Origin of the sequence: Streptomyces sp. URMC 124 (assembly GCF_051386455.1) — a bacterium.
Classification (GTDB): domain Bacteria; phylum Actinomycetota; class Actinomycetes; order Streptomycetales; family Streptomycetaceae; genus Streptomyces.
In genome coordinates, this window is record NZ_JBPQTS010000101.1 from 20,841 (window position 1) to 27,271 (window position 6,431).

Annotated in this window: 5 protein-coding genes; 1 reads left to right on the plus strand and 4 read right to left on the minus strand. The window is 72.4% G+C overall.

The window, feature by feature from the left end; all coding sequences use genetic code 11:
- Positions 1-61 precede the first annotated feature (61 nt).
- On the plus strand, positions 62-526 hold the full coding sequence (locus ACSNOG_RS20905) for a hypothetical protein (RefSeq protein ID WP_436754202.1): 465 nt from the start codon (positions 62-64) through the stop codon (positions 524-526).
- A 47-nt stretch (positions 527-573) separates the two neighbouring features.
- On the opposite strand, the gene ACSNOG_RS20910 is transcribed toward ACSNOG_RS20905, so the two are convergent.
- The 4 genes from ACSNOG_RS20910 to ACSNOG_RS20925 all read right to left on the minus strand — a co-directional run bounded on the left by ACSNOG_RS20910 (position 574) and on the right by ACSNOG_RS20925 (position 5,984).
- Positions 574-1,218, minus strand: a complete 645-nt coding sequence (locus ACSNOG_RS20910) for a response regulator (protein ID WP_436754203.1) — start codon at positions 1,216-1,218, stop codon at positions 574-576.
- Positions 1,182-2,501, minus strand: coding sequence for a sensor histidine kinase (locus tag ACSNOG_RS20915; protein ID WP_436754204.1), 1,320 nt, complete (start codon positions 2,499-2,501; stop codon positions 1,182-1,184). Before ACSNOG_RS20915 ends, ACSNOG_RS20910 begins: the two co-directional genes overlap by 37 nt.
- 163 nt (positions 2,502-2,664) lie before the next feature.
- Positions 2,665-5,184 carry an FtsX-like permease family protein gene (locus ACSNOG_RS20920; RefSeq protein WP_436754205.1) on the minus strand — a complete coding sequence of 840 codons (2,520 nt, stop codon included), beginning with the start codon at positions 5,182-5,184 and terminating at the stop codon, positions 2,665-2,667.
- Positions 5,184-5,984: an ABC transporter ATP-binding protein gene (locus ACSNOG_RS20925; RefSeq protein ID WP_436754206.1), complete on the minus strand. Its 801-nt coding sequence runs from the start codon at positions 5,982-5,984 to the stop codon at positions 5,184-5,186. Before ACSNOG_RS20925 ends, ACSNOG_RS20920 begins: the two co-directional genes overlap by 1 nt.
- Positions 5,985-6,431: the final 447 nt, after the last annotated feature.

Sequence of the window (6,431 nt, forward strand, 5' to 3'; positions counted from 1 at the left end):
GGAAAATATGAATTCCCCGGAAAAATTCCATGTGAACGACCGGACCGCAGAAGGGTGGGCCATGACACGCGACCCCGAGCGCCGCATCCCCCGCATCTCCCGCTTCCCCGGCTTCCGCCGTTTCCCCGGAGTTCCCCGCGCCGCCGCGGCCACGCTCCTCGCCGTCGCGGCGGTATCCGTCGACACGGCCCCCGCGGCCGCCCAGGGGGCGATGGCGATCAGCGCTCCCGGCCGACCGGTCCGTGCCGGACAGGCCCTGCGCATCAGCGGGGGCGGCGACGACGACGCGGCGCGGTACCTGCGCGCCTGCGTCCAGGAGCGGGCGCTGGGCGCCACCGCCTGGCGCACGGCCGGCTGCGGACGGACGGTCTCTCCCGGCTCCGGGGCGACGGTCGAGGCGAGCGTGCGGGCGCGGCGCCGGGGCGCGCTGCAGCTACGGGGCGTGCTCTACGGCCTCGACGCACCGGGAGACCCGCATCCGGACGTGGTGCGCAGCTCACCGGTCCGGATGGTCCGCATCCACTGAAGCCGTTGCCACTGCCGGCGGCGGGGCCGAGGCCGGCGGCGGTCCGGTCAGGCGTTGAGGTAGGCCAGGACGGCGAGGACGCGGCGGTTGCTGTCGCTGTCCTGCGGCAGCATGAGCTTGGCGAAGATGTTGGAGATGTGCTTGGCGGCCGCGCCCTCGCTGATGGTCAGGCGCTGCGCGATGGCCATGTTGGAGCATCCCTCGGCCATGAGCTCCAGGACGTGCCGCTCGCGCGCGGTGAGGGCGCCGAGGGGTTCGTCGCGCGCGTGGCTGACCATCAGCCGGGCGACCACCGCGGGGTCCATGGCGGTGCCACCGGCGGCCACCCGGGTGATGGCGTCGATGAACTGGTCGTTGTCGAAGATGCTGTCCTTGAGCAGATAGCCGATGCCGCCGGTGCCGTCGGCCAGCAATTCCCTGGCGTACATCTGCTCGACGTTCTGCGAGAGCACGAGGATCGGCAGCCCGGGGAGGTCGCGGCGGGCCTGCAGTGCGGCCTGGAGTCCCTCGGTGGTGAACGTCGGAGGCAGCCGCACGTCCACGATCGCGATGTCGGGCCGGTGCTCGGCGAGGGCCGCGGACAGGTCCCGGCCGTTGTCCACGGCGGCGACCACCTCGAAGTCGTAGGCCTCCAGGAGCTGGATGAGCCCCTGCCTCAGGAGGAAGAGGTCTTCGGCGAGGACAACGCGCACGGTATCTCCATTTTCGTCACGGTCGGACCGCCCACGGGGCTGCTGATGTCCAGGGTTCCGTCAAAGGTCGCCAGGCGGCGGCGGATGCCGTGCAGCCCGGTGCCCGCGCCGATGTCGGCGCCGCCGCGGCCGTCGTCGGTGACGCGGGCGTGGAGCACGTCCTGCTCGTGCCAGAGCGCGATCTCGACGCGGTCCGCCCCGGAGTGCTTCAGGGCGTTGGTCAGGAGCTCCGACACGGAGAAGTACATGGCGGATTCGACCGGCGCCGGCAGCGGGCCGGGCACGTCCGTCTCCACGTCGACGTGCAGCGGGCTGTCGATGCCCAGGGCGCACACGGCGTCGGCGAGGCCGCGCTCGGCGAGCACGGGCGGGTGGATGCCGCGGACGAGGTCGCGCAGCTCGCGGAGCGCGAGGACGGAGGACTCGCGCGCCTCGCGCAGCAGCCGCCGCGCCTCCTCCGGCTTGCGGTCCATGGTCCGCTCGACCGCGCCGAGGGTGAAGCCGAGGCCCACGAGCCGGGCCTGGGCGCCGTCGTGGAGGTCCCGTTCGATGCGGCGGAGCTCGGCCGCCTGGGTGTCCAGGGCCGTGGTCCGGGTCTCGGCCAGGTGCCGCACGCGGGAGGCCAGCACGGTGCGCTCGGCCGGGCCGAGGAGGAAGCGGGTGAAGTAGGCGTGCGCCTTGAGGGCCGGCCGGCTGACCCAGAGCCAGGCGAACAGCAGGCCGCCCGCGGCCGCCAGGGCCAGCAGGGCGCTCGGCCAGCTGTCGACGGTGATGAAGCAGTACCAGCGGCCGCTGCCGTTCGCGTCCAGGATGGGCCGCCAGAGGCCGGCGCCCACCGCGAGCCCCTCCAGGGCGTAGTAGAGCACGGCGGCCGGCACCAGGCCGATCATCCCGGCCGCGGTGTTGAGCAGCAGCCACAGCAGGTCACGCCAGGTGGCGGGGTCCATGAGGATCCACTTGCAGCGGCGCATCCACCCGACGATGTCCTTCTCGAACTCCTGCGGTTCGGGGTGGTAGGGAACGGCGACCGGGACGCCGGCCCGGCCGGCGGCGCGGCGGTTGAGGTTGCACAGCCAGCGGACGCCCTTTGTGACGATCGGCAGCGCGACGGCGCCGATGCCGATGACGAAGAGGATCACGAAGTAGGCGGTGACGAGGAAGAGGCATAAGGCCGCCATCGATCCGGCCGCGATGGCCACTCCGACCGCCATGTCGGCGCCCGCGCGGCGGGCCCGGGCGCGCCACGCGCCGAGAGCGTCGGTCAAGGTCCCGGTCGTCCTCATCAGGATAGGTGGTCTCGGTTTCCGCATGCTATGTGAAGGCCACTGGTGTCCACAATGCGCCGATGTGGGGCGCCTGTTGGAGACGGGTCTTCCCCGGGCGGCTACGGGGGCACCGCCCGGGGAAGACGTCCGTGGGGGCGGCGGCCGTGCGGCCGCCGTCCGGTCAGGCGGGCTTGGTCACCGTCTCGATGGGCGGGGTGCGCATCCCGCGCCAGGAGGGCACCAGCGTCGCGCCGAAGATGAGCACGAGGGCTCCCCCGATGATGGCGAGGTAGATGCCGATGGAGCCCTCCGGCATGGGGGTGCCGTTCTTGACGAGGCTGTACGGGACGATGGTCGTGGCGGCGGCGATCGTGCCGAGCACGGTCCCGATGACGGCGACCAGGCCGCCTTCGACGCTCAGCATGCCGATCACCTGGCCGCGGGTGGCGCCGGTCAGCCGCTGCAGGCCGAACTCCCGGTTGCGCTGCCGGGTCACCGCCACGAGGGCGTTGATCACGGTGATCGCGGCGTAGCCGACGATCATGGCGACGATCGTGTAGTTCGCCGAGACCAGGATCTGCTGGATCTGGTTGTTCTGGCTCGTCAGCGTGGCGCGTCCGGCCACTTCGGCGCCGGGCCGGGCGGCCGCGACCTCGTCGAGCTTCGCCCGGAGGGCGCCGCGGTCGGCGTCGGCGTCGGCGCGGACCAGGATCTGCTCGGGCAGGCCGGCGGTCGTGTGCGGGGCCAGGACGGCGGACGGCAGCAGGAGGTACTGCTGCTTGGGGTTGTCGGGGAAGAGGGCGACGACCTTCGGTTCGGTGCGGGTGCCGTCGCCCAGGCGGACCGGCAGGGTGTCGCCGACGCCCACCCCGAACTTCTTCGCCTGCTTGTCCGACAGGGCCACCGTGTTGCCCTGCAGGCCGTCGAGCGAGCCGGCGACGGGGCTCACCGCGAGGGTCTTGTCCGCGTCGGCGGCAAAGACGCCGCGCAGGGCGATGTCCTCGCCGCCGTTCTTGTCGATCTGCCCGTCCGAGGAGACCAGTTCGGAGGCGCCCGCCACGCCGGGGAGGCCGCGGATCTCGTCGGCGACGCGCGGGCCGAAGCCCCCGGCCGACGAGTCGACCACGTAGTCGGCGAGCACGTTCTTGGCGTAGCTGCGGGCGGAGACGTGGTCCTCGGTCGACTGCATGTACAGGGTGCCGGTGGCGATGCCGATCAGCAGGATGATCGGGGCGACGGCGCCGGCCATGCGGACGTTGCGCGTCGCCGCGTTGTGCAGGGCGAGTTCGCCGGACAGGCCCGTCAGCAGCCGGACCGGCAGGCGCAGGGCGGTCACGATGCCCTTGGTGATGCCGGGGGCCAGCAGGGCGAGGCCGATGGCGAAGAGCACGGACGCGGGGCCGGCGGTGCTGGCCAGTGACGGCCCGTCCTCCATCACCGTGGCGGTGACGATCGACAGGATGATGCCGTTGGCGAAGAAGAACAGGGCGAGCAGCAGCCGGGGAAGGGTGAACCAGCGGCTTTGCGTCGTGCTTTCGGCGAGCGCGGCGATGGGCTTGGTCCGGGCGGCGCGGCGTCCGGCGAAGAGCGTCGCGCCCAGGGCCGCCGCGACGGCGGCGACCGCGCCGACGGCGACCGGGACCCAGCCCTGGCGGAAGGCCACGGCGTCCGATACGACGCCGTGCCCGGTCAGCTGGCTGTAGAGCAGCTCGCCGAGGTACCGGCCGGGCAGGATCGCCAGGGCGGTGGCCAGGACGGACAGCACGGCGGTCTCGCCGAGGATCATCCGGCGCACCTGCCGGGAGGTGGTGCCGATGGCGCGGAGCAGGGCCATCTCGTGCTGGCGCTGCTGCAGCGAGAGCCCCAGTGTGGAGGCCACGCCGAACATCACGATGAGGATCGCCCAGCTGCCGAAGATCGACGCCAGGATGGTCACGGTCTTCTGGCTGGCCAGGGTGCCGGGCAGTTCGGCGAGCCCCCGCCGCTCGCCGGTCAGGACACTGGCGCCGCCTGCCACCTTCGCTTCGACGGCCTTGCCGAGCGCGGCCACGCCCGTGCCCGGTGCGGGCAACACGCCGATGGAGTCGATCTTCCCGCCGGTCGCCGCCAGCCGCAGGGCCTCGGCGCCGGTGAAGAACACCGCCGGGTCCGCGCTGCCGCCGCCCTTGCGGTCAGCGATGCCGCTGACGGTGTACGTGCCGGTGGAGCCGTGGGCGGTGAGCTCGACGCTCGTGCCGACGGAGGCCTTCGAGCGGGCGGCCAGAGCGGAGTCGAGGACGATCTCGCCGCTCCGGGCGGGGGCCGCGCCCTGCTTCAGGGCGTACGGGGTCAGCTGGGCGCTGTCCCAGTTGTGCCCGGCGGAGCCGGAGCTGCCGGCGACGGGCTTCCCGCCGGTGAGCACGGTCGCGGGGAAGGACACGTCGGGGACGGCCCGTTTCACTCCGGGCACCGAGCGGACGGTGTCCACCAGGCCCGCGTCGATGCGGTTGCGCTCGCTGAGCGCGGTGCCGTCGTGCTCCTGCCGGCCCGTCACCACGATCGGCGCGGCGGCCAGGCGCTGCGGCGGTGCGGCCATCCGGATGCCGGTCTCGAGGAGACCGCCGCAGCCCATGACGATCGCCGCGCCGAGGAACATCGCGAGGAAGGTGGCGATGAATCCCGTCTTACGGAACTTCAGCGTGCGGAAGACCAGGGCCCACATCAGTGCAGGCCCCCAGCCACCGTCGCGGACGGCTCGTGGGTCTCGTCGTCCCAGGCGCCCAGGCGCGTCATCCGGGCGGCGACGGCTTCGGCGGTCGGGCGGTGCAGCTCGCCGACGAACCGCCCGTCCGCGAGGAAGACCACGCGGTCGGCGTACGAGGCGGCCACGGGGTCGTGGGTGACCATCACCAGGGTCTGCCCGATGGAGGAGACCGACTCCCGCAGCAGGGCGAGCACCGCGGCGGCGGTGCGGGTGTCGAGGGCGCCGGTGGGCTCGTCGGCGAAGATCACGTCGGGCCGGGTGACCAGGGCGCGGGCGATGGCCACGCGCTGCTGCTGGCCGCCGGAGAGCTGGCCCGGCAGGTGGTGGATCCGCTCGGCGAGGCCGACCCGGTTGACCACCATCAGGATCTGGTTCTTGTTCGGGCGCTTACCGGCGAGCTTCAGCGGCAGCATGATGTTCTGCATCACGGTCAGCGCGGGAAGCAGGTTGAAGGACTGGAAGATGAAGCCGATGCGGTCGCGGCGCAGCTTGGTCAGCTGCACCTCGTCGAGCCCGGCGAGATCCACGTCGCCGACCGTCACCGAGCCCGAGGTGGGCTGGTCGAGGCCGGCGGCGCAGTGCAGGAAGGTGCTCTTCCCGGAGCCCGACGGCCCCATCACCGCGGTGAAGGTGCCGGTGCCGAAGCTCATGCTCAACTCCTTGAGCGCGGCCACCTCGTTGTCGCCCTTGCCGTAGATCTTGCGGACGGCTTCCAGCCGCACCGCCGTCGCTGACCGCACGTCTTCTCGTGTGTGCACCGAGACTCCCCACCGGACTGTCACGCACCCCGCGTGACCTGGGAACAACGCTAGGAGCCGGGCGGCGTCGAAAGAATGACGCTGAAGGGTGTCCTGGGGGTAGAGGTTTCTCTACCTGCCGGCGCCCGTTTCCTGTCCCCTTCCACTTCAGCCAGCGTGGTTCCGCCGGGAGGCGACCGTCGGTAGCGTCGAGAGCGATGCGGGCCGCCGCACGGGCGGTACGGACCCATGAGGGCGCCCGCCCAGGTTGCGTCCCAGCCGGAAGGATCCATGGTGTTGCATTCGATGCGCCGGACGGCGGTCCGCCGCCGCGGCGGTGAACAGCCGCCGCAGACGACGGCGACGGAGGGCTTACGGGCCGAGCCGGACCTGATGGCCAGGGTCCTGCCCGACGGCCGGCTGGATCTGTTCTCGCCGCGCACGGGCATCCGGCACCGGTGCGGGCCG